This is a genomic window from Rhodococcus sp. AB351 (assembly GCF_049538275.1).
Classification (GTDB): Bacteria; Actinomycetota; Actinomycetes; order Mycobacteriales; family Mycobacteriaceae; genus Rhodococcus.
The window spans coordinates 1-24,545 of sequence record NZ_JBMVFW010000023.1 but is presented as its reverse complement, the minus strand read 5'-3'; the positions used below and the strand labels follow the sequence as shown (position 1 = coordinate 24,545).

The following is a 24,545-nucleotide window of genomic DNA, read 5'->3' as shown; positions in this document are numbered from 1 at the left end:
CCGCAGGCGGAACCGGCCGGTCGTCAGGGAAGGGTGAGCGGTGCTCCGGTGGCGGCGCGCACCTGTTCCTCGGTGACGCCCGGGGCGCACTCTGTCAGGACGAGGCCGTCGGCGGTCACGTCGATCACCGCGAGGTTGGTGATGATGCGCTGCACCACGCCCTCACCGGTGAGCGGCAGCGAGCACTCCGAGACGATCTTCGGGTTGCCCTGCTTGTCGGTGTGCTCCATGAGCACGATGACCTTGCGGGCGCCGTGGACGAGGTCCATCGCCCCGCCCATGCCCTTGACCATCTTTCCGGGCACCATCCAGTTGGCCAGATCGCCGGTGGCCGAGACCTCCATGCCTCCGAGCACGGCGGTGTCGATGTGGCCGCCGCGGATCATGCCGAAGCTCAGCGCCGAGTCGAAGAAGGCAGCGCCGGGGTTGACCGTCACGGTCTCCTTGCCGGCGTTGATCAGATCCGGGTCGACCGCGTCGTCGGTGGGGTACGGCCCGGTGCCCAGGATGCCGTTCTCACTGTGCAGGGTCACGTGCACACCCTCGGGCAGGTAGTTGGGGATCAGCGTCGGCAGGCCGATACCGAGGTTGACGTACTCCCCCGGCGCGAGTTCCTGCGCGGCGCGCGCGGCCATCTGCGTGCGCGTCCACCCCTGTGTCTCGACAGCTGTGGTCATGTTCTACGCTCCCTTCGCGGCGCTGACGGTGCGCTTTTCGATCTGCTTGTCCTGGACACCGGTGTGCACGACCCGGTTCACGAAGATTCCCGGCAGGTGCACCTCGCCCGGATCGATCTCGCCCGGCTCGACGAGTTCCTCGACCTGGGCGATGCACACGCGGCCGGCCATCGCGGCGAGCGGGTTGAAGTTCATCGCGGCCTTGTTGAACACCAGGTTGCCCTCGGTGTCGCCCTTGAGGGCGTGCACGAGCGAGAAGTCGGCGGTGATGGACTCCTCGAGCACGTACCGCTTGCCGCGGAACTCGCGGATCTCCTTCGCCGGTGACGCCACGGCGATCGAGCCGTCGGCGTTGTACTTCCAGGGCAGTCCGCCCTGCGAGATGGGGGTGCCGACGCCGGCGGGGGTGAAGAAGGCGGGGATGCCCGCGCCACCGGCGCGGAGCTTCTCGGCGAGAGTGCCCTGCGGGGTCAGCTCCACCTCGAGCTCACCCGAGAGGTACTGCCGGGCGAATTCCTTGTTCTCCCCGACGTACGACGCGGTGACCCGGCTGATGCGCTTGCTGCCCAGCAGGATTCCGAGACCGTGGCCGTCGACGCCGCAGTTGTTGGAGAACACCTCGAGGTCGGTGGCCCCGGTGTCGGCGATGGCCTGGATCAGGATGTCGGGGATACCGCACAGTCCGAATCCGCCCACCGCGAGCGTCGCACCGTCACGGATGTCGGCGACGGCCTCCGCCGCCGTCTCGAACACTTTCGTTGCCAACTCTCACCTCTCGGGTTCCGGGGGAGCCGCCGGGGCTCCGCTGGACGAATCACGTCCACTGGATGAACGCGGTCACATTCTTGGTTTCTACTAAAGAGTCTGCAGGTGGAGAACACAAGTACCTGCCGAAATCTCTCGAAAATTGGTCGTTCATCGAACGGAGACCCCTTATGCGTTCACTGAGTGGACGTATAATCGATACATGTCGTCCGATGCACGGGGTCAACTGGTCACGCGGATCGCCGCTCTGCTGCGCACCGTCTCGTCGCACGAACCGGAAGGGGTGACGACCTCGGAGGTCGCCCGCACCACCGATCTCGCCCGGCCCACGGTGCACCGCCTGCTCAGCTCGCTCGCCGACGAGGGGCTCGTCGACCGGGATCCGGCGTCGGGACGCTGGTCCCTCGGACCCGAGCTCTACCTGCTGGGATCGCTCGCCTCGGTGCGCTACGACATCACCGATCTCGCGGGCGACGTGCTGCGCGATCTGGCGCGCGCGACCGGCGAGAGCGCCTTCCTCTCCGCGCGACGGGGCGACGAGACCGTCTGTCTGGCGATGGAGGAGGGCAGCTTCCCCCTGCGTTCGCACGTGCTCCACATCGGGATCCGGTTCCCGCTCGGGGTGGCGTCGGCGGGGCTGGCGATCCTCGCGCACATGCCCGATCAGGAGATCGAGGCGTATCTGTCGCGGGTGGATCTCACGGAGGACTGGGGGCCGGACCATGCGCGACCCGCACTGGAGAAGCGGATCGAGGCGACACGGCTGGCCGGCTACGCCGTCAATCCGGCGCTGATCGTCGAGGGCAGTTGGGGAATGGGCGCCGCGGTGTTCGATCACCGCGGCGCCCCGACCTGGGCGTTGAGTCTGACCGGCGTGGAGAGCCGGTTCCGGCCCGATCGTGTGCCCGAACTCGGTGAGGCGCTGCTCGACAGCGCCCACCGTCTCACTCAGTTGTTGCGTCACCGTCCCCGGTGACGCGCGGTCATGCCGAGGCGGCAGCCGAGGCGCGCTGCAGCACGCGCTCGGCGTGGCGCAGCACCGGGGCGTCGACCATCTTCCCTTCGAAATCGAAGACGCCGCGTTCCGATTCAGCGGCCTCGAGGACGCGCCGCGCCCACGCCTCCTCCTCGGGGGCGGGTGCGTACGCCCGGCGGACGACGTCGACCTGGCTCGGATGGATCGACACCTTGATGTCGAATCCGATCGCCACGGCGTCGAGGGCCTCCTCGTGGAGACCGTCGGTGTCCTTGATGTCCAGGTACACCGAGTCGAGCGCCCAGCGGGCGTGACCCTTCGCGGCGAGCAGGGTCACCGACCGGGCGTGCTGCGCGACCGCGCGGTACGTCCCGTCGGCGCGACGGCTCGCGTTGCCTCCGAGTCCGGCGACGAGATCCTCGGCACCCCACATCATTCCGAGGGTGTTCTCGGCGACGGCGATGTCCTCCACCGCGAGCACCCCGAGGGGCGACTCGATGAGCGCGACCACCTCGAGCGGTGCGAGCGAGCGCACCTCGTCGCCGCTCTCGCACTTGGGCAGCATGACCCGCGTGTACGACGTACGGCGCAGCGCCTCGAGATCGGCCTCGTGGTCGGCCGTGCCCACCGGGTTGACCCGTACCACGGTGCGCTCGGGGTCGAGCGGGGTGGCGATCAGCGCCTCACGGGCCGCCTGCTTGTCGGCCGGTGCGACGGCATCCTCGAGGTCGATGATCACCACGTCGGAGCGTTCGGCGGCCTTGGCGTAGCGCTCCGGACGATCGGCGGGACAGAAAAGCCATGCGGGGCCGGGGAGTTCCCAGGTCATGTCGTGGGCCTCTTCTGGACGAGGGTCTTGCGCACGGCGACGGCGACGACGTCGCCGTGCTGGTTGCGACCGGTGTGTTCGAGGGTGACGATGCCCTCCCCCGGCCGGCTCTTCGACTCGCGCTTGTCGACGATCTTCGTCTCGGCGTAGAGCGTGTCGCCGTGGAAGAGCGGCTTGGGGAAGGAGATCTCGGAGAACCCGAGGTTCGCGACGATCGTGCCCTGCGTGAGCTGGGCGACCGACAGTCCCACGATCGTCGAGAGCGTGAACATCGAATTGACCAGACGCTCACCGAAACTCGTCTCGGCGGCGTAGGCGGCATCGAGGTGCAGCGCCTGCGTGTTCATCGTCTGCGTCGTGAACAGCGTGTTGTCGGCCTCGGTGATCGTCCGGCCGGGGCGGTGCTCGTAGATCGCGCCGAGTTCGAATTCCTCGAACCACAGGCCGCGCTGGACGATCCGCTTCTCCACGGCGGTGTCGGTCTCGCTCACAGTCCCAGCTCCCGTCCGATGAGCATGAGCTGCACCTCGGTGGTGCCCTCACCGATCTCGAGGATCTTGCTGTCGCGGTAGTGGCGCGCCACGGCGTACTCGTTCATGAAGCCGTAGCCCCCGTGGATCTGCGTCGCGTCGCGCGCGTTGTCCATCGCGGCCTCGGACGCGACGAGCTTGGCGACCGCGGCCTGCTTCTTGAACGGCTTGCCGGCAAGCATCGCGGCGGCGGCGTCGTAGTAGGCGGTGCGTGCGGCGTGCGCACGTGCCTCCATGCGGGCGATCTTGAAGGCGATGGCCTGGTTGCTGCCGATCGGGCTGCCGAAGGCCTCGCGCTCCTTGGCGTACTTCACCGATTCCTCGACGCAACCCTGCGCGGCGCCGGTCGACAGCGCGGCGATCGCGATGCGGCCCTCGTCGAGGATGCGCAGGAAGTTGGCGTAGCCGCGGCCCCGCTCGCCGAGGAGGTTCTCCTCGGGCACCCGCACGTCGGCGAAGGTGAGCGGATGCGTGTCGGAGGCGTTCCAGCCGACCTTGTTGTAGGCGGGTTCGGCGGTGAAGCCCGGCGTGGAGGCCGGCACGAGGATCGTGGAGATCTCCTTCTTGCCGTTCTCCCGCACACCGGTGACGGCGGTGACGGTCACCAACGAGGTGATGTCGGTGCCGGAGTTGGTGATGAACTGCTTGTTGCCGTTGATGATCCACTCGCCCTTCTCGAGCTTGGCGGTGGTCTTCGTGCCTCCGGCGTCGCTGCCCGCACCCGGCTCGGTGAGACCGAAGGCCGCGAGATTGCGACCGCTCGCGAGCTGCGGCAGCCACTCCTCCTTCTGCTTCTCGTTGCCGAAGCGGTAGATCGGCATCGCACCGAGCGAGACACCGGCCTCGAGGGTGATGGCGACGGACTGGTCGACCTTGCCGAGTTCCTCGAGCGCGAGGCACAGCGCGAAGTAGTCGCCGCCCATACCGCCGTACTCCTCGGGGAACGGCAGGCCGAACAGGCCCATCTCGGCCATGCCCTGCACGACCTCGTAGGGGAACGAGTGCTCGGCGTCGTGCTTGGCGGCGACCGGCGCGACCGCCGTGCGGGCGAAGTCGGCGACCGTCTTGCGCAGCTGCTCGTACTCGTCGGGAAGTTGGCCCGTGGCCAGGTATTCCGTCATCACTGTGTCTCTTCCGTGTCGGCGTGCGGGGTGACCCGCACGAGAAGTTGATCGACCTTGACCTGCTCACCGGCGGCCGCGAACAGTTCGACGGTGCCGTCGATGGGAGCGGTGAGCGAATGTTCCATCTTCATGGCCTCGACGACGACGAGCGTTTGCCCGGCCGTGACGGTGTCGCCGGAGGCGACGGACACCGCGATGACGGCGCCGGGCATCGGGCTGGCGATGTCGGCGTCGCCGGCGTGCGCGTCGTCGCCGCGCACCGATGCCTCGCGCACCTCGCGGACGGCGACGCTGCCGTGGCCGTCGGAAAGCCAGACCGCACCATCGGATTCGCCGACGCGGTAGCTGTGACGCCGGCCGTCGAGCACGACCGCCAGATCGGAGCCGTGCAGCACGGCGCTGAACCGGTAGGTCTCGCCGTCCTCGACCTCGGCGACACCGGCCGCCGGGGTTCCGGTCAGGCGCACGTGTGCGGTGCGGTCGCCGGAGGTGAGCCGCGACGTGACGGGCCGGTGGGCACCGACGCGCCATCCGTCGGGCACCGCCCACGGGTCGGTGGTCTCGCCCGCCCAGCGGTCGAGCCACCGCAGGATCGCCGCGGCGACGAGCGTGGAATCGATGGTCGTGGGGGCCGTGTAGTCGCCGACCCGGCGGTCGAGGAGTCCGGTGTCGAGCGCACCGGCCACGACGTCGTCGTCGGCGAGCAGGAACCGCACGAAGTCGACGTTGGTGACGACGCCGAGCACGGCGGTCTGCGCGAGCGCCCGGTCGAGGCGACGCAGCGCTCCGGCGCGGTCGTCGGCGTGGGCGATGACCTTGGCGAGCATCGGGTCGTAGTCGCTGCCGACCACGGTGCCGGCGCGGATACCGGAGTCGACGCGTACCCCGGGGCCGCTGGGCTCGACGACGTCGGCGATCTCGCCACCGGTCGGGAGGAAGCCGCGAGCGGGATCCTCGGCGTAGACACGGGCCTCGATCGCGTGACCGGTGAGCGTGATGTCGTCCTGGGTGAACCCGAGCGGCTCGCCCGCGGCGATACGCACCTGCCACTCGACGAGGTCGAGGCCGGTGACCATCTCGGTGACCGGATGCTCGACCTGCAGTCGGGTGTTCATCTCCATGAAGAAGAACTCGTCCGGCTTGTCGGCGGAGACGATGAACTCGACGGTGCCGGCGCCGGTGTAGTCGACGCTACGCGCGGTGTTGCACGCGGCCTCGCCGATGCGGGCGCGGGTGGCCTCGTCGAGCAACGGCGAGGGCGCTTCCTCGATGACCTTCTGGTGCCGTCGCTGGAGGCTGCACTCGCGCTCGCCGAGGTGGACGACGTTGCCGTGCGCATCCGCGAGGACCTGGACCTCGATGTGCCGGGGGCGCTGGACGAACCGCTCGAGGAAGAGGGTGTCGTCGCCGAATGCCGACGCCGCTTCGCGACGGGCGGATTCGAGCGCGGCGGGCAGATACTTCGGGTCCTCGACGAGGCGCATGCCCTTGCCGCCACCACCGGCGGACGGTTTGACGAGCACGGGATAGCCGACTTCCTCGGCGCCCGCGATCAGTTCGTCGTCGCTCAGACCGGGCCGGGAGATGCCGGGCACGACGGGAACGCCGAACTCCGACACCGCGGCCTTGGCGGTGATCTTGTCGCCCATGGTCTCGATCGCGTGGGCCGACGGGCCGAGGAAGGCGATACCGGCGGTGGCGCACGCGGCAGCGAAAGCCGAGTTCTCCGAGAGGAATCCGTAGCCGGGGTGGATGCCCTGTGCACCGGTGGCGAGCGCCGCGTCGATGACCTTGTCGATCACCAGGTAGCTCTCACGCGCCGCGGCGGGTCCGAGCAGCACCGCGGTGTCGGCCTCCTGCACGTGCCGGGCGTCGCGGTCGGCCTCGCTGAACACGGCGACCGAGCGGATGCCCATCGCCTTCAGGGTGCGGATGACGCGCACCGCGATCTCACCGCGGTTGGCGACCAACACCGTGTCGATCCGAGTCGTATCAGTCATGGGTGCACTCACATCCGGAAGACGCCGTAGGAAACCGGCTCGAGCGGGGCGTTGGCGCACACCGACAGTGCCAGTCCGAGAACTTTTCTGGTGTCTGCGGGATCGATGATGCCGTCGTCCCACAGGCGCGCGGTCGAGTAGTAGGGATTGCCCTGTTCCTCGTACTGGGCGCGGATCGGAGCCTTGAACTCCTCCTCCTGCTCGGCCGTCCAGGGCTTGCCCGAGGCGTCGAGCTGGTCGGAGCGCACCGTGGCCAGCACCGAGGCGGCCTGCTCGCCACCCATGACGGAGATGCGGGCGTTGGGCCACATCCACAGGAAGCGAGGCGAATACGCGCGACCGCACATCGAGTAGTTGCCGGCGCCGTACGAACCGCCGATGACGACGGTCAGCTTCGGCACCCGGGCGCACGCGACGGCGGTGACCATCTTCGCGCCGTGCTTGGCGATGCCGCCGGCCTCGTAGTCGCGGCCGACCATGAAGCCGGAGATGTTCTGCAGGAACACCAGCGGGATCGAGCGCTTGTCGCACAGTTCGATGAAATGCGCTCCCTTGACGGCGGATTCGCCGAAGAGCACACCGTTGTTCGCGATGATGCCGACCGGGTGGCCGTGGATGCGGGCGAAGCCGGTGACGAGCGTCTTGCCGTATTCGGCCTTGAACTCGTGGAACGAGGAGCCGTCGACGACGCGGTCGATGACCTCGTGCACGTCGTAGGGGATGCGCGAGTCGGTGGGCACCACGTCGTACAGCTCGGTGGGGTCGGCCTCGGGTTCGACGATGGGTTCGACGTCCCACGGACGCGGGGTGCGCGGACCGAAGGTGGAGACGATGTCGCGCACGATGCGCAGCGCGTCGCGGTCGTCCTCGGCCAGGTGGTCGGTGACGCCGGAGACCTTCGAGTGCAGGTCGCCGCCACCGAGTTCCTCCGCGGTGACGACCTCGCCGGTCGCGGCCTTCACCAGCGGCGGGCCACCGAGGAAGATGGTGCCCTGGTTGCGGACGATGACGGCCTCGTCGCTCATGGCAGGGACGTAGGCGCCGCCGGCGGTGCACGAGCCCATGACCGCGGCGATCTGCGGAATCCCCTTGGCGCTCATGGTGGCCTGGTTGTAGAAGATGCGGCCGAAGTGCTCGCGGTCGGGGAAGACCTCGTCCTGCCGCGGCAGGAAGGCACCACCGGAGTCGACGAGGTACAGGCACGGCAGGTTGTTCTGCAGCGCGACTTCCTGCGCCCGCAGATGCTTCTTGACCGTGATCGGGTAGTAGGTGCCGCCCTTGACGGTGGCGTCGTTCGCGACGATCACACATTCGCGGCCGGCGACGCGGCCGATACCGGCGATCATGCCGGCGCCGGGGCACTCGTCGTCGTACATGCCGTCGGCGGCGAGGGGCGACAGTTCGAGGAACGGGCTACCCGTGTCGAGCAGTTCGTCCACGCGGTCGCGGGGAAGCAGCTTGCCGCGCGCGACATGCCGCTCCCGGGCTTTCTCGCTGCCGCCCAGTGCTGCGGCAGCGAGCTTGTCTCGGAGCTCTCCGACCAGCTGTTCATGCTGGTCGCGGCTGGTTGTCGAGGCCGTCTCAGCGGTTGTCACGCACACCATCCTCGGTAGATCGACTAATCGCCATTAACTGAAATCTAGGTTAGTTATGATTAACCGAGTTGTCCAGACCACACCGAGCGGAGATTTTCATGACCGAGTCCGCGATCGACGTCTCGACCGCATCGGGACGCCCGACGCGGCGTAGCCTCGCCAAGGCGGAACGCCGACGGGACCTCCTGCGTGCCGCGGCGCACCTGATCGCCGAACGCGGATTCCCCGGGGTCCGCCTCGAGGATCTCGGTGCGGCCGTGGGGATCAGCGGACCCGCCGTGTATCGGCACTTCCCCAACAAGGACGCCCTGCTCGTCGAGATCCTCGTCGAGATCAGCCGCCGCCTCCTCGCAGGTGGCACGCAGGTCGCCGAGACGACGCCCGACCCGCGCGACGCCCTCGAGGGGCTGGTCGACTTCCATCTCGACTTCGCGCTGGGCGAGCCCGATCTCATCCGCGTGCAGGACCGCGAGTTCACGTCCCTCCCCGACGAGGGGCAGCGGGAGGTGAGGGTGACCCAGCGGCGCTACGTCGAGATCTGGGTCGACGTCCTGCGCCGCATCGACCCCGCACTGCCCGAATCCGATGCGCGCACGATGGCGCACGCGACCTTCGGACTCATCAACTCGACACCGCACAGTGCCGACCCGCGTTCCCCCGAAGGCACCCGCGCGGTGCTGCGACGCATGGCACTGGCAGCTCTCGCTATGACCCCCTCGGCTCTCGCGGCAGAGCCGGCACGAACGGAGACCGCATGAGCTACTTCGAACGACTCGGCCCGACCTCCTTCCGCGCCACCGAACACGTCGGTGGGGCGTGGAACGAGGCGGAGCAGCACATCGCGCCCGCCCTCGGGTTGATCGCCCACGTCGTCGAATGCGACCGCGACGCGCGGCGCGACGACGACCTCGCGATCGGACGCCTGTCGTACGACATCCTCGGCACCGTGCCCGTCGGTCCCGTCGTCACGACCGTCGAGGTCCTGCGGCCCGGACGCACCATCGAACTCGTGGAAGCGACACTCGCCTACGACGGGCGCGCGATCGTGCGTGCCCGCGCGTGGCTGATGCAGACTCGCCCCACCGCGGAGATCGCCGGCACCACGCTGCAGCCGATCCCGTCGCCCGAGGACTGCGAACCCTGGGACCCGACGACGCTGTGGCCGGGAGGATTCATCGACTCGGTGGAGGTGCGTCGCGTCTCGACCGCACCCGGACGGGCCTCGTTCTGGGTGCGTACCGATCTTCCGCTCGTGGAGGCCGAGAAGGTCAGCGATCTCGCCGCCACGGCCGGCCTGTTCGACATCGCCAACGGCATGGCGGTGCGTGCCGATCCGAGGACGGTCGCCTTCCCCAACCTCGATCTGACCGTGCACCTGTTCGCCGAACCCCGCGGTGAATGGATCGGCTTCGATACGTCGGTCTCGTTCGGCGCCGACGGCATCGGCCTGACGAGCACGGTGCTGCACGATGCGACCGGCCCGATCGGCACGATGTCCCAGATCCTCACGGTGCGGCCGATCTGAGCGGCCGCACCGGTCCGGAGGTCTCGGAGTCCGGTGACCTCGAGGTTCGGTGACCTCGGGGTGCGGCGCCCTCGGGGTTCGGTGGCCTCAGCTCAGCAGCGCGGACGCGAGCTGCCGGTAGCCCTCGCTCGGGAAGGTGAACGGATCCGCGGTGAGCACCTGGATGGCCACCTCGTCGGCACCGGCGGCGTAGTGCTTCTCGATGCCGGCGACGACGCTGTCGAGATCACCCCACGGGATGAGCACGTCCATCAAGGCGTCGCTGCCACCGTCGGCGAGGTCCTCGTCGGTGTACCCGAGACGACGCAGGTTGTTCGAGTAGTTCGGCAGCGCGAGATAACCGCGCATGTACTCGCGGGCGATGCCGCGCGCGACGGTCTCGTCGGTTTCGAGGACGACGGCCACCTCGGGCGCGAGCAACGGCTCCGAGCCGAGGGCCTCACGCGCGACCGCCGTGTGCTCGGGCGGAACGAAGTACGGATGGGCTCCTGCCGCGCGCTCGGCGGACAGCTTCAGCATGCGCGGGCCGAGCGCCGCGAGGACCCTGCGATCGGTGGGCACCGGCGTCGACGCCGCATCGAGACCGTCGAGGTACTCGACCATCCGGCTGTAGGGCTTGGTGTAGCTGGTGTTCTCCCGCGCGTCGACGACGGGAGCGTGACTCGTTCCGACTCCCAGCAGGAAACGACCGGGATACCGCGACTCCAGATCGGCGACCGCAGCGGCCGTGGTCTCCGGGTCGGCGTGCCAGATGCTGATGATGCCGCTCGCCAGTTCGAGCGTCGTCGTCGCCGCGAGCAGTTCCCCGTAGACGGAGGGGAAACCGTCCTGGAATCCGCCGGACGTCCACAACCGGGAGTACCCGAGCTCCTCCAGTTCGCGGGCAGCGCCGAGCGCCTGCTCGCGAACCTTCCGACCGAGCCAGAACGCGCCACCCCACACACTCACTCGTCGTGTCATGCGACCGACCCTAGTCGCGTTCCGACACTCGGTGCAGCCGCTTCGGCCCGTGGCCGGATCGGGACGGCTCCACCGGTCGGCTACAGTTCGCATTCGGGTTCAACAGACAGCCCGTCCATACGTGTGTTCGCAGACCGACAGGTCCGGGACCGCACCGCCGTCGGGATTCGTCGCCCGTAGGCGCGAATCGGGCACGGACCGGGAAGCTGGGGTGGATGTGATCGGTTTCGTGCGTTCCGCCGAAGTCGGAGCGACGGTGCAGCGATGAGGGATCCTTCGGTTCCCGAACCGCGTATCGAGCGCATCTCCTCGCGGCTGGCCGTGCAGAGCTGGTTCCAGTTGGCGTTCGCGCTCCTCGCGGTGTTCGCCGTCGTCGGTTCGATCGTGGGCGGGATCTTCATCCAGCGCACCGTGCAGATCACCGACGAGGTGACCGAGCGGATCCAGCCGGCGATGAGGCAGGCCTTCAACTTGCAGACCGCTCTGCTCGATCAACAGACCGCGGTCCGCGGGTACGCGCTCACGACCGAACCCGTCTTCCTCGGGCCGTACCGTGCGGGTCAGGAGAACCAGCAGGTCGCGCTCGATCGTCTTCGCGTGCTCCTCGCCGAGCATCCGGATCTGCTCGCCGACATCGACACCATCGAGGCCGCCGCTGCGCAGTGGCGGACGCAGTACGCAGAGCCGATCATCGAGACCGTCGTCCCCGGGGAGCCGCGTCCCGTCGATCCGGCCCTGGCGGAGCAGGACCGGCTGGCCTTCGGTGAGATCCGGTCGATGTTCGCCCAGGAGAACAGCGCGCTCTCCAACGTCCTGGCGGAGGACCTCGACGAACTCGCGGAGTCCCGCACCATCCGCAATTCGGTGCTGATCGCGATGGTGATCACGTTCATCCTCACCGGTCTCGCCACGGTGGTTCTCGTCCACAACCTCGTCGCCGTGCCGCTCGCCAGGCTCCGCGGGGCCAGCCGCCGGGTCGCGCTGGAGGAGAACTTCTACCAGCACATCTACCCCCAGGGACCGAAGGACATCCGGGCACTCGCCCTCGATGTCGAGACGATGCGCGGTCGTATCGCGGACGCGTTGGCGGACTCCCGGAAGCAGCAGACCCTGCTCGCGAAACAGACCGAGGATCTCGATTCCCAGGCCGAGGAACTCCGTCGCTCGAACACCGAACTCGAGCAGTTCGCCTACGTCGCATCGCACGACCTGCAGGAACCGCTGCGGAAGGTCGCGTCCTTCTGCCAGCTGCTCGAGAAGCGGTACGGCGACGTCCTCGACGATCGCGGACGGCAGTACGTCGAATACGCCGTGGACGGCGCGAAACGGATGCAGGTGCTGATCAGCGATCTACTCGCCTTCTCCCGGGTCGGACGCGTCCACGACGCCTACGTCCGGGTCGACCTCGGCCGACCGCTCGAGAAGGCGTTGTTCAACCTCTCCGCCTCCATCGAGGAGTCACAGGCGCAGATCGAACGCCCCGACGACCTCCCCGAGCTCACCGGTGACCCCACTCTGCTGACGATGCTGTGGCAGAACCTGGTCGGCAACGCCATCAAGTTCCGCCATCCCGATCGCACCCCGGTGATCAGGATCGAGTGCGAAAAGGCCGAGGACGAGTCGGACGGTCCGCGGTGGCACTTCTGCGTCACCGACAACGGCATCGGGATCGACAGCGAGTACGCCGAGAAGGTGTTCGTCATCTTCCAGCGGCTGCATCCTCGCGACGATTACCAGGGCACCGGTATCGGACTGGCGCTGTGCAAGAAAATCGTCGAGTATCACGCGGGAAGAATCTGGATCGACACCGAGTACGGCGATACTCATACCGAGGGCACTCGAATCTGCTTCACCCTCGGAACCGCATCACGCCCCGTCGAGCAGAAGCAGGGGACAACGTCATGAGGAGCACGATCGTGACCTATCCCGCTGCCCGACCGGTGGACGTCCTGTTGGTCGAGGACGATCCCGGCGACGAGCTGATGACCCGTGAAGCATTCGAGGACAACAAGATCGGCAACGCCCTCCACGTCGTCCGCGACGGGGCGGAAGCACTCGACTTCCTGTACCGCCGGGGCGAGTACGAGGGTGCGCCGCGCCCGGATCTGATCCTGCTCGACCTGAACCTGCCGAAGTACGACGGCCGGCAGGTGCTGACGAAGATCAAGTCCGATCCGGAACTGTCCGACATCCCGATCGTGGTGCTCACGACCTCGTCGGCCGAGGAGGACATTCTCCGCAGCTACAAGCTGCACGCCAATGCGTACGTCACCAAGCCGGTCGATCTCGACCAGTTCATCGGTGCCGTGAAGCAGATCGACGAATTCTTCGTGCAGGTCGTGCGGCTACCGCGTCGCGGACGCTGACGAGAAGCTCCGCGGCGCGGCTCCGGCCGAACCGTCAGGACAGGATGCCGAAGATCGCGACCACGAAGATGATCACGATCACCGCGACGGCGAGCAGCGTGAGCCACCCGCTGATGGGGAATCGCTTCCTCGTGTCGGGCTCCGGTGCGGACAGCCCGGACGTCGTCCCCGAATCGGGGGGCGTCGATCCGGGCGCTACGCCACCGCCGGGTTCCAGATCCGGGGTGCGTGCAGGGTCGGGATCCTGGTTTCCATGATGTTCGGGGTCCGACGTGGTCACCTGACCTCCTTCTGTGCGGCTGCGCTCCCGTAGAGCGGCCGCAGACGTGTGTCGCGGTGAATTCGGTTCTACGGCGACCTACCTCTCCCCCGCACTCCGCAAACCCCGCACTCCGCAAACCCCGCACTCCGCAATCCTGGCCTCCTGCGGCAGGCGACCTATTCCGGTCCGGCGTTTGCCCGCTCCGAGCGCGGGTAGGCATCGAGGGACACGTGCCGGGTACGACCCGACATTCCTGCACCCGAGGAGCCGAGGAGCGACATGAAGGCAGTGACATGGCAGGGGCGCCGCAACGTGAGCGTCGATACGGTGCCCGATCCGACGATCCAGGAGGCCGGTGACGCCGTCATCCGCGTCACCACCACCAACATCTGCGGCTCCGATCTGCACCTGTACGAGGTGTTGGGAGCCTTCATGACTCCCGGCGACATCCTCGGTCACGAACCGATGGGCATCGTCGAGGAGGTCGGCTCCGGCGTCACGAAATTGAAGCCCGGTGACCGGGTGGTGATCCCCTTCCAGGTGTGTTGCGGCCAGTGCTTCATGTGTACCCACGGCCTGCATTCGCAGTGCGAGACCACGCAGGTCCGTGAGGAGGGCACCGGTGCCGCCCTGTTCGGCTACTCGAAGCTCTACGGCAGCGTGCCCGGCGGGCAGGCCGAATATCTGCGCGTCCCCCATGCCGACGCCACCCACATCAAGGTCCCGGAAGGGCCGGCCGACGACCGTTTCGTCTACCTCTCCGACGTGCTGCCCACCGCGTGGCAGGCCGTCGAGTACGCGGAGATCCCCGACGGCGGCAGTGTCACGGTGCTCGGCCTCGGCCCCATCGGTGAGATGGCCGCGCGCATCGCGGCGCACAAGGGTGCTCGCGTGATCGGCGTGGACATGGTTCCCGAACGACTGGCCCGCGCGGCGTCCCGCGGTATCGAGGTCGTCGATCTGCGTGAGGTCGACAACAACCCCGGCGACATGATCCGTGACATGACGAACGGGCGCGGCACCGATTCGGTGATCGACGCCGTGGGTATGGAGGCGCACGGCTCGCCCGTCGCGAAGCTCGCCCAGAGTGCCGCCGGTTTCCTGCCGTCGGCGATCGCCGAGCCGTTCATGGAGAAGGCCGGAGTGGACCGTCTCCACGCGCTGTACACCGCGATCGACGTCGTGCGGCGTGGTGGTGCGGTCTCGCTGAGCGGTGTGTACGGCGGGGCGGCGGATCCGATGCCGATGCTCACCCTGTTCGACAAGCAGATCCGTCTCCACATGGGTCAGGCCAACGTGTTGAACTGGGTCCCGGAGATCCTGCCGCTGCTGACCGACGAGGATCCGTTGGGGGTCGACGACTTCGCGACCCACCGCCTCCCGCTCGACGACGCGCCTCACGCGTACGAGATCTTCCAGAAGAAGCAGGACGGCGCCATCAAGATCGGACTCAAACCGTAGTGGACGCAGCCGAACCGGGCCCGGGATGGTTCCCGGGCCCGGTTCGTCGTAGCGGTTCACTTCTCGATCGCGGCCTGTCCGTTGCTTTCCGCGTCGATCACGGAGATCTTGCGGGGCTTCGCCTTCTCTGCGACCGGAATCGTCAGGCGCAGAACACCACCGCGATACTGCGCTTCGATCCGATCGGTGTCGAGGGTGTCACCGAGGAACAGTCGACGAGTGAAGACACCTCTCGGCCGCTCGGTGGAGACGAATTCCTTGTCCCGGTCGACTTCCGGACGTTCCGCGCGCACAGTGAGCACGTTGCGTTCGACATCGAGGTCGATCGAGTCGGCGTCGACGCCCGGGAGATCGAACTCGGCAACGAAACGGTCGCCTTCTCGCCATGCATCGAGCGGCATCACCGCGGGCCGTGCCATGGTCCCGAGCACCTGCTGCGTGAAGCGATCGATATCGCGGAACGGGTCGGTGCGCATCAACATCGGTCTGTCACCTCCGACTGTCCGGCCGTTCGTGACGGCCACACTCTGTTCGATTATCTGTGTCTGTAGACACAGATTTATTATGGCCCTGTGATAAGGTTCGGTCAAGGCTGCGGGTGACCGCGGCGCGACCCGAGAACCCCGACTCCGGAGGAAACGATGACGCCAGATCCGTTACGCGCCCGGCGCGGGGTCTACGGCATCTCGGTGGCCGCCGAACTGTCGGGACTCGACCCGCAGACCCTGCGCCTGTACGAACGCCGAGGGCTGCTGAACCCCGAACGCACGGCAGGCGGAACGCGCCGCTACAGCGACAACGATCTCGAGATCGTCCAACGGATCGTCGAACTGGTGGGCTCCGGAATCAATATCGCCGGAATCGCCCGGATCCTCGAACTCGAGGCGAACAACGCGGCCCTCAGGGAGGACAACGACCGTCTGCGCTCCACTCTGGACAGCAGACCCCCTCCCCCGCCGCATACTTCCTAGACCTCCTCTACCTGCGCAAACAGCAGAAAGACCGGGCCGGTTCAGGAGAACCGGGCTAAGATTCAAGAACGCCTCAGAGGTGCGTAGGAGTGCGTCCGCCAAGTGACGCACCGATAGCAATAAGGGGTGACCTCAGTGCGCAATGCACAGCACGATTCACCGAATATCGGACAGGGACAGCAGGACACGGTATTCCGGCCTAATCACATCGCAGACGACACGATCCGCTGGCCCGATCCGAGCCCGCTGGACGGATGGTGGGCCCGCGTCATGGGCAAGTCGGTTCCCTGAGAGGAACCGGCACGATCCGACCATTCCACGACATCGATTCGCAGATACCGAGTTATTGATATCGAGGTGGACATGATGCCGCACCGCGACCCGCTCTCCGGTGGCCGGTGGGTCTTCCGTTGCGACCATTGCGATCACTGCTACCGCACTGCCGCACAGAGCAAGCTGCAGGCAGAGCTCTATGCCCAGATGAACGGCTGGGCCACCCATCCGACGACGTTGTGCCCCGGATGCGCAACACTGTTCACCGGCGAGTTCGCGCCGCTCGCGCACGCCGACGGTTGAGCCGATAGTTGTCGCAGTCGCCGGTCGGGAGGCGGGTGAGCATCTAGGCTCGCTTCATGACCGGCGACGCGACGCGTATCGATTCACCCGAGAAACTCTCGGCTGCTCTCGAGACCACGGGATATCTCGCCGACGACGGACTGGCGACCGTCGTCTTCCTTGCGATGCGTATGGGCCGGCCGCTCTTCTGCGAAGGCGAACCCGGAACCGGGAAGACTTCGCTCGCAGCGGCTCTCGCTCAGGCCCTGGATCTGCCGATGGTCCGGTTGCAGTGCCACGAGGGCATCGACGCCTCGCAAGCCCTCTACGACTGGGATTTTCCCCGGCAGTTGCTCCATCTGCGCTCGCTCGAAGCGGCGAGCGACGGTGTGCTCGATGCGGATACCGCCGAGCGTTCCCTCTACACGGAGCGTTATCTCCTCGTCCGCCCGTTGCTGCAGGCGCTCACCGACTCGCCGTGCGTGCTGCTCGTCGACGAGATAGACCGCGCCGACGACGAGTTCGAGGCCTTCCTGCTCCAGCTGCTCGACGAGAACGCGGTGACGATCCCCGAACTGGGCGAGATCCGCGCGGAGGTCCCACCGCTGGTGGTGCTCACCTCCAACCGGACCCGCGAGGTGCACGACGCGCTCAAGCGCCGCTGTCTGTACCACTGGGTGGAGCATCCCGATCTCGAACGCGAGGTCGCGATCCTGCAGCGGCGGTTGCCCGGTCTGGGGCGCCCCCTGGCCGAGCAGATCGCCCGTGCGGTGCGCTCGCTCCGCGAACAGGACCTCCTGAAGCCACCGGGGATCGCCGAATCCCTCGACTGGGCGCGCGCACTGATCGCCCTCGACCGCGACGTCCTCGACGCGGCGACCGCTGCGGCGACACTCGGTGCCGTACTGAAGTACCGTGAGGACATCGACCGGGTAACCCGCGCCGGACTCGACCTCTCGAGCGCCGGATGACGACCGCCCCTGGTCCGGTCGTCGGGCTGGCCGGCTTCTGCCGCGCCCTCGCCGCCGCAGGACTGCCCGTCGCCCTCGATGCCACCGCCACCTATCTCGACGCCCTCGCGCACGTCGACGTCGGGGATCCCGTCCAGGTCTACTGGGCGGGCCGCGCCACGCTGTGCCGCACACCGGACGACACGGCCCGCTACGACGCGACCTTCGTCCACTGGTTCGGCGACACCGTCCCCACCGGCTCGCGCACCCACGGGCAACGCACCCGGACCGCGCGGATCGCCGCGCTGACCCGAGGCGAGGGCGCCGACGGCGACTCCGGCGACGACGCGCCACGACTGCAGGTCGCGGCGGACGACACCGACGTCCTCCGGCACCGCGACGTGGCCGAACTGACGACCGCGGAACGCGCCCACCTCGCCGAACTGCTCGCGCGGCTTGAGCCCCGTCCGCCGACGCGTCGGGGATTGCGGTCGAAGCCCTCCCGCCGCGGACCGGTGGATCCGCGGCACACCCTGCGCGACATGCTGGCGAGCGGAGGCGAACCCGTCCGACCACGGCATCGTGCACGGGCGACGAGACCGCGCCGGGTGGTGTTGCTGATCGACGTGTCCGGCTCGATGACTCCCTACGCCGACGCGCTCCTGCGGTTCGCGCACGTCGTCACGCGTGCCGCACCGTCGTCCACCGAGGTGTTCTCCCTCGGCACGCGGCTGACCCGCCTGTCGCGGGCGCTGCGTGCCCGCGACCCGCAGATCGCGCTCGCCGGGGCCTCGCGTGCGGTTCCCGACTGGGCGGGTGGGACACGTCTCGGCGACACGCTCGGTGCGTTCCTGGACCGTTGGGGGCGAAGGGGTTTCGCGCGCGGCGCGGTGGTCGTGATCTTCTCCGACGGCTGGGAGCGCGGCGACGCCTCGCTACTCGGGGAACGCATGGCGCAGCTGCATCGCCTCGCGCACCGCGTGCTGTGGGTGAACCCGCACGCCGGCGGCGCCGGATACGAACCGATCCAGTCGGGTATCTCCGCGGCCCTGCCGCACATCGATCGTCTGCTCGCGGGACACAGCCTCGCGACACTGGAAGAACTTCTCGAGGAGGTTCGGCGTGCGTGAAATTCTGGACGAGCTCGACCGGCGGTACCGGGACGGAGAGGCCGTCGCGGTGGGCACCGTGGTCTCGACCTTCCGTTCGGCGCCCCGGGGACCGGGTGCATCGATGCTGGTCGCGCAGGACGGCACCGTCACCGGCAGCGTCTCGGGTGGGTGCGTCGAAGGCGACGTCTACGAACTCGGCCGGTCCGTCATCGACAGCGGGCTGCCGGTGCTGCAGCGCTACGGGGTCTCCGACGACGACGCCTTCTCCGTCGGCTTGACCTGCGGCGGCATCATCGACGTCTTCGTCGAACGGATCGACGCCGCGTCCTTCCCCGCCTTCACCGACCTGCTCGGCTCCGTCCGCGCGGGCGAACCCGTCGCGCTCGCGACCGTCACCGCCCATCCCGACCCGGCGGTACGGGGACGACGGATGGTCGTGTGGCGCGACCGCGCCGACGGCCGGCTCGCCTCGTCCCGCATGCACGACGCCGTCGTCGACGACGCGCGCGGCCTGCTCGAGGTTGGACGCTCGGGCACCCTCCACTACGGCACCGACGGTGAGCGTCGCGGCGAGGGGATGTCGGTGTTCGTCAACGTCTTCCAGCCCCCACCGCGGCTGATCGTGTTCGGGGCGATCGACTTCGCGTCGGCGATGGCCCGGCTCGGCTCGTTCCTGGGTTACACGGTGACCGTGTGCGACGCGCGTGGAGTGTTCGCCACCGAGGCCCGCTTCCCCGGCGCCCACGAGGTGATCGTCGACTGGCCGCACCGCTATCTCGCCGCCGAGGCCGAGGCCGGACGCGTGGACGCCCGCACCGTCATCACGGTGCTCACCCACGACCCGAAGTTCGACGTACCGCTCCTCGAGGTCGCGCTACGGCTCGACGTGGCCTACGTGGGAGCGATGGGGTCGCGCCGCACGCACGACGACCGGATGGAGCGTCTGCGGGAGACGGGACTGACCGAGGAGGAACTGGCACGCCTGTCGTCGCCGATCGGCCTGGACCTCGGGGCCCGCACCCCGGAGGAGACGGCGGTGTCGATCGCCGCCGAGATCATCGCGCTGCGCTGGGGTGGAGGCGGCGGCCGCCTCGCGGAGACACGCGGACCGATCCATGCCCACGAGGAGCACATCGGCGCTCAGAAGTACTGAGCACCACCGTCGATCGCGAAGCTCTGGGCGGTGACGAAGGCGGACTCGTCGGACGCGAGGAAGGCGACCATGTTCGCGATCTCGTCCGCCTCGGCCATGTACTTGTTCAGGAAGGGCATGGTCATGCCGCCGAGCCGGGGGTTGCTCTCGGCCGTCTGCGCGATGCGTTCGCGCATCGAACCCGATCCCATGGGCGTGTTCACCGCGCCCGGATGAATGCTGTTGACCCGGATGTCGTGCTGTCCGAGTTCGGCGGCGAAGGCCCGCGCCATCCCGACGAGGGCGTGCTTGCTGGTCGTGTAGTGCACCATGAACGGCTGCAGCTTCACGCCGGCGAGCGAGCTGGTCACGACGATCGAACCGCCGCCGCGGGCAATGAGGTACGGGGCGGCCGCGGTGATCGTGTTCCACACACCGGTGACGTTGATGTCGAGGGTGTCGCGGAAGCTCTCGGGGGTGATCTCGTCCCACGTCTGCGGGATGCAGATCCCCGCGTTGGCGACCACGACGTCGAGACCGCCGAACTGCGCGACACCCTCTTCGAGCACCGCCTTCGTACCGTCGAGATCGCGGACGTCGCACTGCACCAGATGCGCCTTCGCGCCCTCCGCCTCGACCAGCCGGCGCGTCTCGTCGAGGTCCTCGACCGTGGGGGAATCGTAGGGAACACCCGGCAGCGGACCGGCGAGATCGATACCGACGATCTGCGCACCCTCCTGCGCGAGCCGGACCGCGTGGGCGCGGCCCTGACCACGCGCGACTCCGGTGATGAAGGCGACCTTGTCCTCGAGGCGACGGGTCATGCGGTTCCTCTCGTGGCGGCTTCCGCCTCCGATCGACGCGAGCACGAAGGCGATTTCGGCGATTCGGGTCCTTTCCACGCGCGATATGCAGCAGAGTGTCAGTGATCTGTATCACTGCGCTACGCGAGGTACTTGGAGGGTCGATGCGCATCACTGTCACCGTAGACGGAACGCAGTACACGGACGACGTGGAACCGCGACTGCTTCTCGTCCACTACCTCAGAGATCGACTCGGGAAGGTGGGCACGGTGGTCGGCTGCGACACGAGCAACTGCGGCGCCTGCACCGTGTTGCTCGACGACCACAGCGTCAAGTCGTGCTCGATGCTCGCGGTACAGGCCGACGGACACGCGGTCACCACCGTCGAAGGGCTCTCCACGAACGGCAGCCTGCATCCGGTCCAGGAGGCGTTCCGCGAGAAGCACGCCCTGCAGTGCGGCTTCTGTACGCCCGGGATGATCATGGCGACCATCGACCTGCTCTCCGAGAACTCCGATCCGAGCGACGAGGACGTCCGGCACGGCCTCGAAGGAAATCTGTGCCGCTGCACCGGATACCAGAACATCGTGGCCGCTGCGCGTGACGCCGCCCAGCGACTGCGCGAGAACCCGGCCGCCACGCAGGAGGTATGACGATGACGAGCACCGTGGATCCCACCACCGACGAGGGAACCGGCGAATCCGAACTCGGCCGGGCACGCCGCCGCAAGGAGGACGAACACCTCATCACCGGCCGCACACGCTGGACCGACAACATCGTGCTCCCCGGGATGCTGCACGCCGCGATCCTGCGCAGCCCGGTCGCGCACGCCCGCATCACCGGCCTCGACGTCTCCGAGGCCCGGGGCAAGCCGGGGGTCGTCGCCGTCTACACGGGTGCCGACCTCGCCGAGGAGCAGGGCAGCCTGCCGTGCGCGTGGCCGATCACCGAGGACATGAAGACCCCGAACGCCCCGGCCCTCGCAGTCGACACCGTGCACTTCGCGGGTGAAGCCGTCGCAGTCGTGGTGGCCCGCAGCGCATACGAGGCCCACGACGCCCTCGATGCGATCGATGTGGACTACGAGGACCTGCCGGTCGTGCTCGATCTCGAGAGCGCGGCGCAGGACGGCGATCTCGTCCACCCCGATCTCGGCACCAACGTCAGCGCGACGTGGGTGTTCGACTCCGCCGAGGCCGGTAGCGGTGGCAACGTCGAGGACGCGATCCGCGACGCGGAGGTGATCGTCGAACGGACCTTCCGGCAGCAGCGGCTCATCCCCGCTTTCATGGAACCGCGGTCGGTCGTCGTCGACCCCACCGCCTCGCAGATCACCATGTGGTCGGCCACCCAGGTCCCACACGTGCTGAAGCTGATGCTCGCGATGACACTCGGTCTCCCCGAGCACAAACTGCGCGTCATCGCCCCCGACGTGGGCGGCGGTTTCGGTGGCAAGCTGCAGGTCACCCCGGAGGAGGTGCTCACGCTCCTCATCGCGCGTCGCCTGCACAAGCCCGTCAAGTACACCGAGACGCGCAGCGAGTCGATGCTCGCCGCGCACCACGGCCGCGACCAGGTCCAGAAGCTGACCCTCGCCGCGCGCCGCGACGGCACCGTCACCGGCCTGAAAGTGGAACTGCTCGCCGACATGGGCGCCTATCTGCGTCTCGTCACCCCGGGTGTGCCGATCCTCGGTGCGTTCATGTTCAACGGCATCTACAAGTTCGACTCGTACCGGTTCGCGTGCACCAACGTGTTCACCAACAAGGTGCCCACCGACGCCTACCGCGGCGCCGGACGCCCCGAAGCCACCTTCGCGATCGAACGCATCATGGACGAGCTCGCCGTCGAACTGTCCATGGATCCCCTCGAGCTCCGCGAGAAGAACTGGATCAAGCACGAGGAGTTCCCGTTCGACACCGTCGCGGGTCTGACCTACGACTCGGGCAACTACGAGGCCGCGACCGCCAAGGCCCGAGAGTTGTTCGACTACGACGCATTACGACGCGAACAGGCCGAACGACGCGAGCGCAACGACCCGGTGCAACTCGGTCTCGGTGTCTCCACGTTCACGGAGATGTGCGGCCTGGCCCCGTCGCGGGTGCTCGGTTCGCTCTCCTACGGCGCCGGCGGCTGGGAGCACGCCGCGATCCGCATGCTCCCGACCGGCAAGGTCGAGGTCGTCACCGGTTCGTCCGCCCACGGTCAGGGCCACGAGACGGCGTGGAGTCAGATCGTCGCCGACCGGCTCGGAATTCCGTTCGAGGACATCGAGATCCTGCACGGCGACACGCAGAGCTCACCGCGCGGTCTCGACACCTACGGCTCCCGCTCGCTCGCGGTCGGTGGCATCGCGGTCGTGAAGGCCGCCGAGAAGGTGGTCGCCAAGGCCCGGCCGATCGCCGCGCACCTGCTCGAATGTTCCGAGGACGACCTGGATTTCGAGGGCGGACAGTTCCGTGTGAAGGGAACGTCGAAGTCCGTCGGGCTCACCGACGTCGCGCTCGCGGTGTTCGCCGCGCACGACCTGCCCGACGGTGTCGAACCGAACCTCGACTCCGAGGCGACCTACGATCCCGACAACTTCTCGTTCCCGCACGGCACACACCTGTGCGCGATCGAGGTCGACACCGAGACGGGACACGCGCGCATCCGCAAGTACGTGTGCGTCGACGACGTCGGCCACGTCGTGAACCCGCTCATCGTCGAGGGTCAGGTGCACGGCGGACTCGCCCAGGGCATCGCGCAGGCCTTGTACGAGGAAGCGGTGCACGACGAGTCGGGCACGTTGCTGAGTTCGTCGTTCGCCGAATATCTGCTGCCCACCGCAGTGGATCTGCCGCCCTTCGTCACCGATCGCACCGACACCCCGGCACCCGGTAATCCGCTGGGTGTCAAGGGTGTCGGCGAGGCAGGAACCATCGCCTCCACCCCGGCCGTCGTCAACGCCGTACTCGACGCGGTCCGTCCGTTCGGCGTCACCGACGTCGAGATGCCCTGTACACCGATGCGGATCTGGCACGCGCTCCGCGACGCCCGAGGAGGCACGAAATGATTCCGGCCCCGTTCGACTACGTCGCCCCGTCGAGCGTCGACGAAGCGGTCGCCGCGCTGACGGAGGCCGGTGAGGACGCGAAGGTCATCGCCGGCGGTCAGAGCCTCATGCCCGTCCTGCGCCTGCGGATGGCGGCACCGACGGTGCTCGTCGACCTCGGCAGGATCCCCGAACTGCGGGGCATCCGCGACGACGGCGACGCCCTGGTGATCGGCGCGACCACCACCCACCACGACGTGCTGCACGACCCGCTCGTCGCGGAGCACGCACGGCTGCTGGCCGAGGCGACGGCGACCGTCGCCGATCCTCAGATCCGGCACCGCGGCACGTTCGGCGGGTCGCTCGTGCACGCCGATCCGGCCGGGGATCTCGCGGCGCCGGCCGTGGCGCTCGAAGCGACCTTCACCGTGGCCGGTCCGTCCGGGCGTCGCACCATCGCGACGGACGACTTCTTCCAGGACTACTTCACGACCGCGGTCGAACCCGGAGAGATCCTCGTCGAGGTCCGGATTCCCAAGCACACGGGCTGGTCGGCGCGCTACGAGAAGTTCCATCGCGCGGCCCAGCAGTGGTCGATCGTCGGGGTCGCGGCGACCCTGCAGGCGTCCGGCGGCACCATCGAGCGGGCGAGGATCGCGCTCACGAACATGGCGGCCGTCCCGGTCCGGGCACGCGGCGTCGAGGAATCGCTGGTCGGCAAGCCCGCGACGGCAGAGACGATCCGCGAGGCCGCCGAGCTCGCCACCGACGGCACGGCTCCCATGACCGACGGGAATGCCGACGCCGAGTATCGGAGCCACCTCACCCGGGTACTCACCCGACGAGCGGTCACCACTGCCTCCGGGGTCTAGGCGTTTCCACGCCGAACACCGAGATCCCGGACCACTTGTTCGGAAA

Annotated in this window: 25 protein-coding genes; 14 read left to right on the top strand and 11 right to left on the bottom strand. The window is 68.1% G+C overall.

Annotated elements, in window-relative coordinates:
- Positions 1-23 precede the first annotated feature (23 nt).
- Both ACPCXD_RS22425 and ACPCXD_RS22420 read right to left on the bottom strand, forming a co-directional pair.
- Positions 24-677, bottom strand: coding sequence for a CoA transferase subunit B (locus ACPCXD_RS22425; protein ID WP_423661169.1), 654 nt, complete (start codon positions 675-677; stop codon positions 24-26).
- 3 nt (positions 678-680) lie between these two features.
- A complete protein-coding gene (locus ACPCXD_RS22420; protein ID WP_059384402.1) occupies positions 681-1,442 on the bottom strand; it encodes a CoA transferase subunit A in 762 nt (253 codons plus the stop codon).
- Positions 1,443-1,644: 202 nt separating this feature from the next.
- Between ACPCXD_RS22420 and ACPCXD_RS22415 the strand changes: the two genes are divergently transcribed.
- Positions 1,645-2,418 (top strand): IclR family transcriptional regulator, encoded by a 774-nt coding sequence (locus tag ACPCXD_RS22415; RefSeq protein ID WP_423661168.1) that lies wholly within the window; start codon positions 1,645-1,647, stop codon positions 2,416-2,418.
- 7 nt (positions 2,419-2,425) lie between these two features.
- Here the strand turns inward: ACPCXD_RS22415 and ACPCXD_RS22410 are convergent, their stop codons facing one another.
- The 5 genes from ACPCXD_RS22410 to ACPCXD_RS22390 are packed head-to-tail and all read right to left on the bottom strand — an operon-like array spanning position 2,426 to position 8,505.
- On the bottom strand, positions 2,426-3,247 hold the full coding sequence (locus ACPCXD_RS22410; RefSeq protein ID WP_423661167.1) for an HpcH/HpaI aldolase/citrate lyase family protein: 822 nt from the start codon (positions 3,245-3,247) through the stop codon (positions 2,426-2,428).
- Entirely contained in the window at positions 3,244-3,738 is a 495-nt protein-coding gene (locus tag ACPCXD_RS22405; protein WP_258260067.1) for a MaoC family dehydratase, read from the bottom strand. Before ACPCXD_RS22405 ends, ACPCXD_RS22410 begins: the two co-directional genes overlap by 4 nt.
- Positions 3,735-4,898 (bottom strand): acyl-CoA dehydrogenase family protein, encoded by a 1,164-nt coding sequence (locus ACPCXD_RS22400; RefSeq protein ID WP_423661166.1) that lies wholly within the window; start codon positions 4,896-4,898, stop codon positions 3,735-3,737. The genes ACPCXD_RS22405 and ACPCXD_RS22400 overlap by 4 nt, the downstream gene beginning before the upstream one ends.
- A complete protein-coding gene (locus ACPCXD_RS22395; RefSeq protein ID WP_423661165.1) occupies positions 4,898-6,901 on the bottom strand; it encodes an acetyl-CoA carboxylase biotin carboxylase subunit in 2,004 nt (667 codons plus the stop codon). Before ACPCXD_RS22395 ends, ACPCXD_RS22400 begins: the two co-directional genes overlap by 1 nt.
- A gap of 8 nt (positions 6,902-6,909) precedes the next feature.
- Positions 6,910-8,505 (bottom strand): carboxyl transferase domain-containing protein, encoded by a 1,596-nt coding sequence (locus tag ACPCXD_RS22390; protein ID WP_423661164.1) that lies wholly within the window; start codon positions 8,503-8,505, stop codon positions 6,910-6,912.
- Between the two features lie 89 nt (positions 8,506-8,594).
- Between ACPCXD_RS22390 and ACPCXD_RS22385 the strand changes: the two genes are divergently transcribed.
- Complete coding sequence (locus tag ACPCXD_RS22385) at positions 8,595-9,254, top strand: SACE_7040 family transcriptional regulator (RefSeq protein WP_423661163.1); 660 nt, start codon at positions 8,595-8,597, stop codon at positions 9,252-9,254.
- A complete protein-coding gene (locus tag ACPCXD_RS22380; protein ID WP_145690461.1) occupies positions 9,251-10,021 on the top strand; it encodes a thioesterase family protein in 771 nt (256 codons plus the stop codon). The genes ACPCXD_RS22385 and ACPCXD_RS22380 overlap by 4 nt, the downstream gene beginning before the upstream one ends.
- Positions 10,022-10,108: 87 nt before the next feature.
- Here ACPCXD_RS22380 and ACPCXD_RS22375 read toward each other — a convergent pair whose 3' ends face one another.
- On the bottom strand, positions 10,109-10,981 hold the full coding sequence (locus tag ACPCXD_RS22375; protein ID WP_202400343.1) for an LLM class F420-dependent oxidoreductase: 873 nt from the start codon (positions 10,979-10,981) through the stop codon (positions 10,109-10,111).
- 264 nt (positions 10,982-11,245) lie between these two features.
- Between ACPCXD_RS22375 and ACPCXD_RS22370 the strand changes: the two genes are divergently transcribed.
- Together ACPCXD_RS22370 and ACPCXD_RS22365 are read left to right on the top strand one after the other, a co-directional pair.
- A complete protein-coding gene (locus ACPCXD_RS22370; RefSeq protein WP_423661162.1) occupies positions 11,246-12,886 on the top strand; it encodes a sensor histidine kinase in 1,641 nt (546 codons plus the stop codon).
- Entirely contained in the window at positions 12,883-13,347 is a 465-nt protein-coding gene (locus ACPCXD_RS22365; RefSeq protein WP_174479677.1) for a response regulator, read from the top strand. Before ACPCXD_RS22370 ends, ACPCXD_RS22365 begins: the two co-directional genes overlap by 4 nt.
- 34 nt (positions 13,348-13,381) lie before the next feature.
- Here the strand turns inward: ACPCXD_RS22365 and ACPCXD_RS22360 are convergent, their stop codons facing one another.
- Positions 13,382-13,627 carry a DUF6480 family protein gene (locus ACPCXD_RS22360; RefSeq protein ID WP_024102438.1) on the bottom strand — a complete coding sequence of 82 codons (246 nt, stop codon included), beginning with the start codon at positions 13,625-13,627 and terminating at the stop codon, positions 13,382-13,384.
- Positions 13,628-13,888: 261 nt separating this feature from the next.
- On the opposite strand from ACPCXD_RS22360, the gene ACPCXD_RS22355 reads away from it, so the two are divergent.
- Positions 13,889-15,070, top strand: a complete 1,182-nt coding sequence (locus ACPCXD_RS22355) for a zinc-dependent alcohol dehydrogenase (protein ID WP_423661161.1) — start codon at positions 13,889-13,891, stop codon at positions 15,068-15,070.
- Between the two features lie 56 nt (positions 15,071-15,126).
- Here ACPCXD_RS22355 and ACPCXD_RS22350 read toward each other — a convergent pair whose 3' ends face one another.
- Positions 15,127-15,552 (bottom strand): Hsp20/alpha crystallin family protein, encoded by a 426-nt coding sequence (locus ACPCXD_RS22350; RefSeq protein ID WP_145690456.1) that lies wholly within the window; start codon positions 15,550-15,552, stop codon positions 15,127-15,129.
- Between the two features lie 159 nt (positions 15,553-15,711).
- On the opposite strand from ACPCXD_RS22350, the gene ACPCXD_RS22345 reads away from it, so the two are divergent.
- The 5 genes from ACPCXD_RS22345 to ACPCXD_RS22325 all read left to right on the top strand — a co-directional run bounded on the left by ACPCXD_RS22345 (position 15,712) and on the right by ACPCXD_RS22325 (position 19,811).
- Positions 15,712-16,041 (top strand): MerR family transcriptional regulator, encoded by a 330-nt coding sequence (locus tag ACPCXD_RS22345; RefSeq protein ID WP_026061371.1) that lies wholly within the window; start codon positions 15,712-15,714, stop codon positions 16,039-16,041.
- Between the two features lie 363 nt (positions 16,042-16,404).
- A complete protein-coding gene (locus tag ACPCXD_RS22340; protein WP_037190626.1) occupies positions 16,405-16,617 on the top strand; it encodes a hypothetical protein in 213 nt (70 codons plus the stop codon).
- A gap of 56 nt (positions 16,618-16,673) precedes the next feature.
- Positions 16,674-17,567 (top strand): AAA family ATPase, encoded by an 894-nt coding sequence (locus tag ACPCXD_RS22335; RefSeq protein ID WP_423661160.1) that lies wholly within the window; start codon positions 16,674-16,676, stop codon positions 17,565-17,567.
- Entirely contained in the window at positions 17,564-18,676 is a 1,113-nt protein-coding gene (locus tag ACPCXD_RS22330; RefSeq protein ID WP_088899513.1) for a vWA domain-containing protein, read from the top strand. Before ACPCXD_RS22335 ends, ACPCXD_RS22330 begins: the two co-directional genes overlap by 4 nt.
- Complete coding sequence (locus ACPCXD_RS22325) at positions 18,669-19,811, top strand: XdhC family protein (RefSeq protein WP_159417187.1); 1,143 nt, start codon at positions 18,669-18,671, stop codon at positions 19,809-19,811. The genes ACPCXD_RS22330 and ACPCXD_RS22325 overlap by 8 nt, the downstream gene beginning before the upstream one ends.
- Here the strand turns inward: ACPCXD_RS22325 and ACPCXD_RS22320 are convergent.
- A complete protein-coding gene (locus tag ACPCXD_RS22320) occupies positions 19,799-20,614 on the bottom strand; it encodes a mycofactocin-coupled SDR family oxidoreductase (RefSeq protein ID WP_120283790.1) in 816 nt (271 codons plus the stop codon). The genes ACPCXD_RS22325 and ACPCXD_RS22320 overlap by 13 nt on opposite strands.
- Before the next feature lie 143 nt (positions 20,615-20,757).
- Here ACPCXD_RS22320 and ACPCXD_RS22315 point away from each other — a divergent pair, with 143 nt between their 5' ends.
- Genes ACPCXD_RS22315 through ACPCXD_RS22305 form a run of 3 tightly spaced genes read left to right on the top strand, consistent with a single transcriptional unit; the run spans position 20,758 to position 24,499 of the window.
- Positions 20,758-21,246, top strand: a complete 489-nt coding sequence (locus ACPCXD_RS22315) for a (2Fe-2S)-binding protein (RefSeq protein WP_026061373.1) — start codon at positions 20,758-20,760, stop codon at positions 21,244-21,246.
- Between the two features lie 2 nt (positions 21,247-21,248).
- The gene (locus tag ACPCXD_RS22310; protein WP_271036046.1) at positions 21,249-23,648 is read left to right on the top strand and encodes a xanthine dehydrogenase family protein molybdopterin-binding subunit; all 2,400 of its coding nucleotides are present in this window, start codon (positions 21,249-21,251) and stop codon (positions 23,646-23,648) included.
- On the top strand, positions 23,645-24,499 hold the full coding sequence (locus tag ACPCXD_RS22305; RefSeq protein WP_423661159.1) for an FAD binding domain-containing protein: 855 nt from the start codon (positions 23,645-23,647) through the stop codon (positions 24,497-24,499). The genes ACPCXD_RS22310 and ACPCXD_RS22305 overlap by 4 nt, the downstream gene beginning before the upstream one ends.
- Positions 24,500-24,545: the final 46 nt, after the last annotated feature.

Coding starts and splice junctions, on each gene's coding strand:
- ACPCXD_RS22425 (WP_423661169.1), bottom strand. CDS start 677: ATGACCACAGCTGTCGAGACACAGGGGTGGACGCGCACGCAGATGGCC.
- ACPCXD_RS22415 (WP_423661168.1), top strand. CDS start 1,645: ATGTCGTCCGATGCACGGGGTCAACTGGTCACGCGGATCGCCGCTCTG.
- ACPCXD_RS22410 (WP_423661167.1), bottom strand. CDS start 3,247: ATGACCTGGGAACTCCCCGGCCCCGCATGGCTTTTCTGTCCCGCCGAT.
- ACPCXD_RS22400 (WP_423661166.1), bottom strand. CDS start 4,898: ATGACGGAATACCTGGCCACGGGCCAACTTCCCGACGAGTACGAGCAG.
- ACPCXD_RS22395 (WP_423661165.1), bottom strand. CDS start 6,901: ATGACTGATACGACTCGGATCGACACGGTGTTGGTCGCCAACCGCGGT.
- ACPCXD_RS22390 (WP_423661164.1), bottom strand. CDS start 8,505: ATGGTGTGCGTGACAACCGCTGAGACGGCCTCGACAACCAGCCGCGAC.
- ACPCXD_RS22385 (WP_423661163.1), top strand. CDS start 8,595: ATGACCGAGTCCGCGATCGACGTCTCGACCGCATCGGGACGCCCGACG.
- ACPCXD_RS22380 (WP_145690461.1), top strand. CDS start 9,251: ATGAGCTACTTCGAACGACTCGGCCCGACCTCCTTCCGCGCCACCGAA.
- ACPCXD_RS22375 (WP_202400343.1), bottom strand. CDS start 10,981: ATGACACGACGAGTGAGTGTGTGGGGTGGCGCGTTCTGGCTCGGTCGG.
- ACPCXD_RS22370 (WP_423661162.1), top strand. CDS start 11,246: ATGAGGGATCCTTCGGTTCCCGAACCGCGTATCGAGCGCATCTCCTCG.
- ACPCXD_RS22365 (WP_174479677.1), top strand. CDS start 12,883: ATGAGGAGCACGATCGTGACCTATCCCGCTGCCCGACCGGTGGACGTC.
- ACPCXD_RS22355 (WP_423661161.1), top strand. CDS start 13,889: ATGAAGGCAGTGACATGGCAGGGGCGCCGCAACGTGAGCGTCGATACG.
- ACPCXD_RS22350 (WP_145690456.1), bottom strand. CDS start 15,552: ATGTTGATGCGCACCGACCCGTTCCGCGATATCGATCGCTTCACGCAG.
- ACPCXD_RS22345 (WP_026061371.1), top strand. CDS start 15,712: ATGACGCCAGATCCGTTACGCGCCCGGCGCGGGGTCTACGGCATCTCG.
- ACPCXD_RS22340 (WP_037190626.1), top strand. CDS start 16,405: ATGATGCCGCACCGCGACCCGCTCTCCGGTGGCCGGTGGGTCTTCCGT.
- ACPCXD_RS22335 (WP_423661160.1), top strand. CDS start 16,674: ATGACCGGCGACGCGACGCGTATCGATTCACCCGAGAAACTCTCGGCT.
- ACPCXD_RS22330 (WP_088899513.1), top strand. CDS start 17,564: ATGACGACCGCCCCTGGTCCGGTCGTCGGGCTGGCCGGCTTCTGCCGC.
- ACPCXD_RS22320 (WP_120283790.1), bottom strand. CDS start 20,614: ATGACCCGTCGCCTCGAGGACAAGGTCGCCTTCATCACCGGAGTCGCG.
- ACPCXD_RS22315 (WP_026061373.1), top strand. CDS start 20,758: ATGCGCATCACTGTCACCGTAGACGGAACGCAGTACACGGACGACGTG.
- ACPCXD_RS22310 (WP_271036046.1), top strand. CDS start 21,249: ATGACGAGCACCGTGGATCCCACCACCGACGAGGGAACCGGCGAATCC.
- ACPCXD_RS22305 (WP_423661159.1), top strand. CDS start 23,645: ATGATTCCGGCCCCGTTCGACTACGTCGCCCCGTCGAGCGTCGACGAA.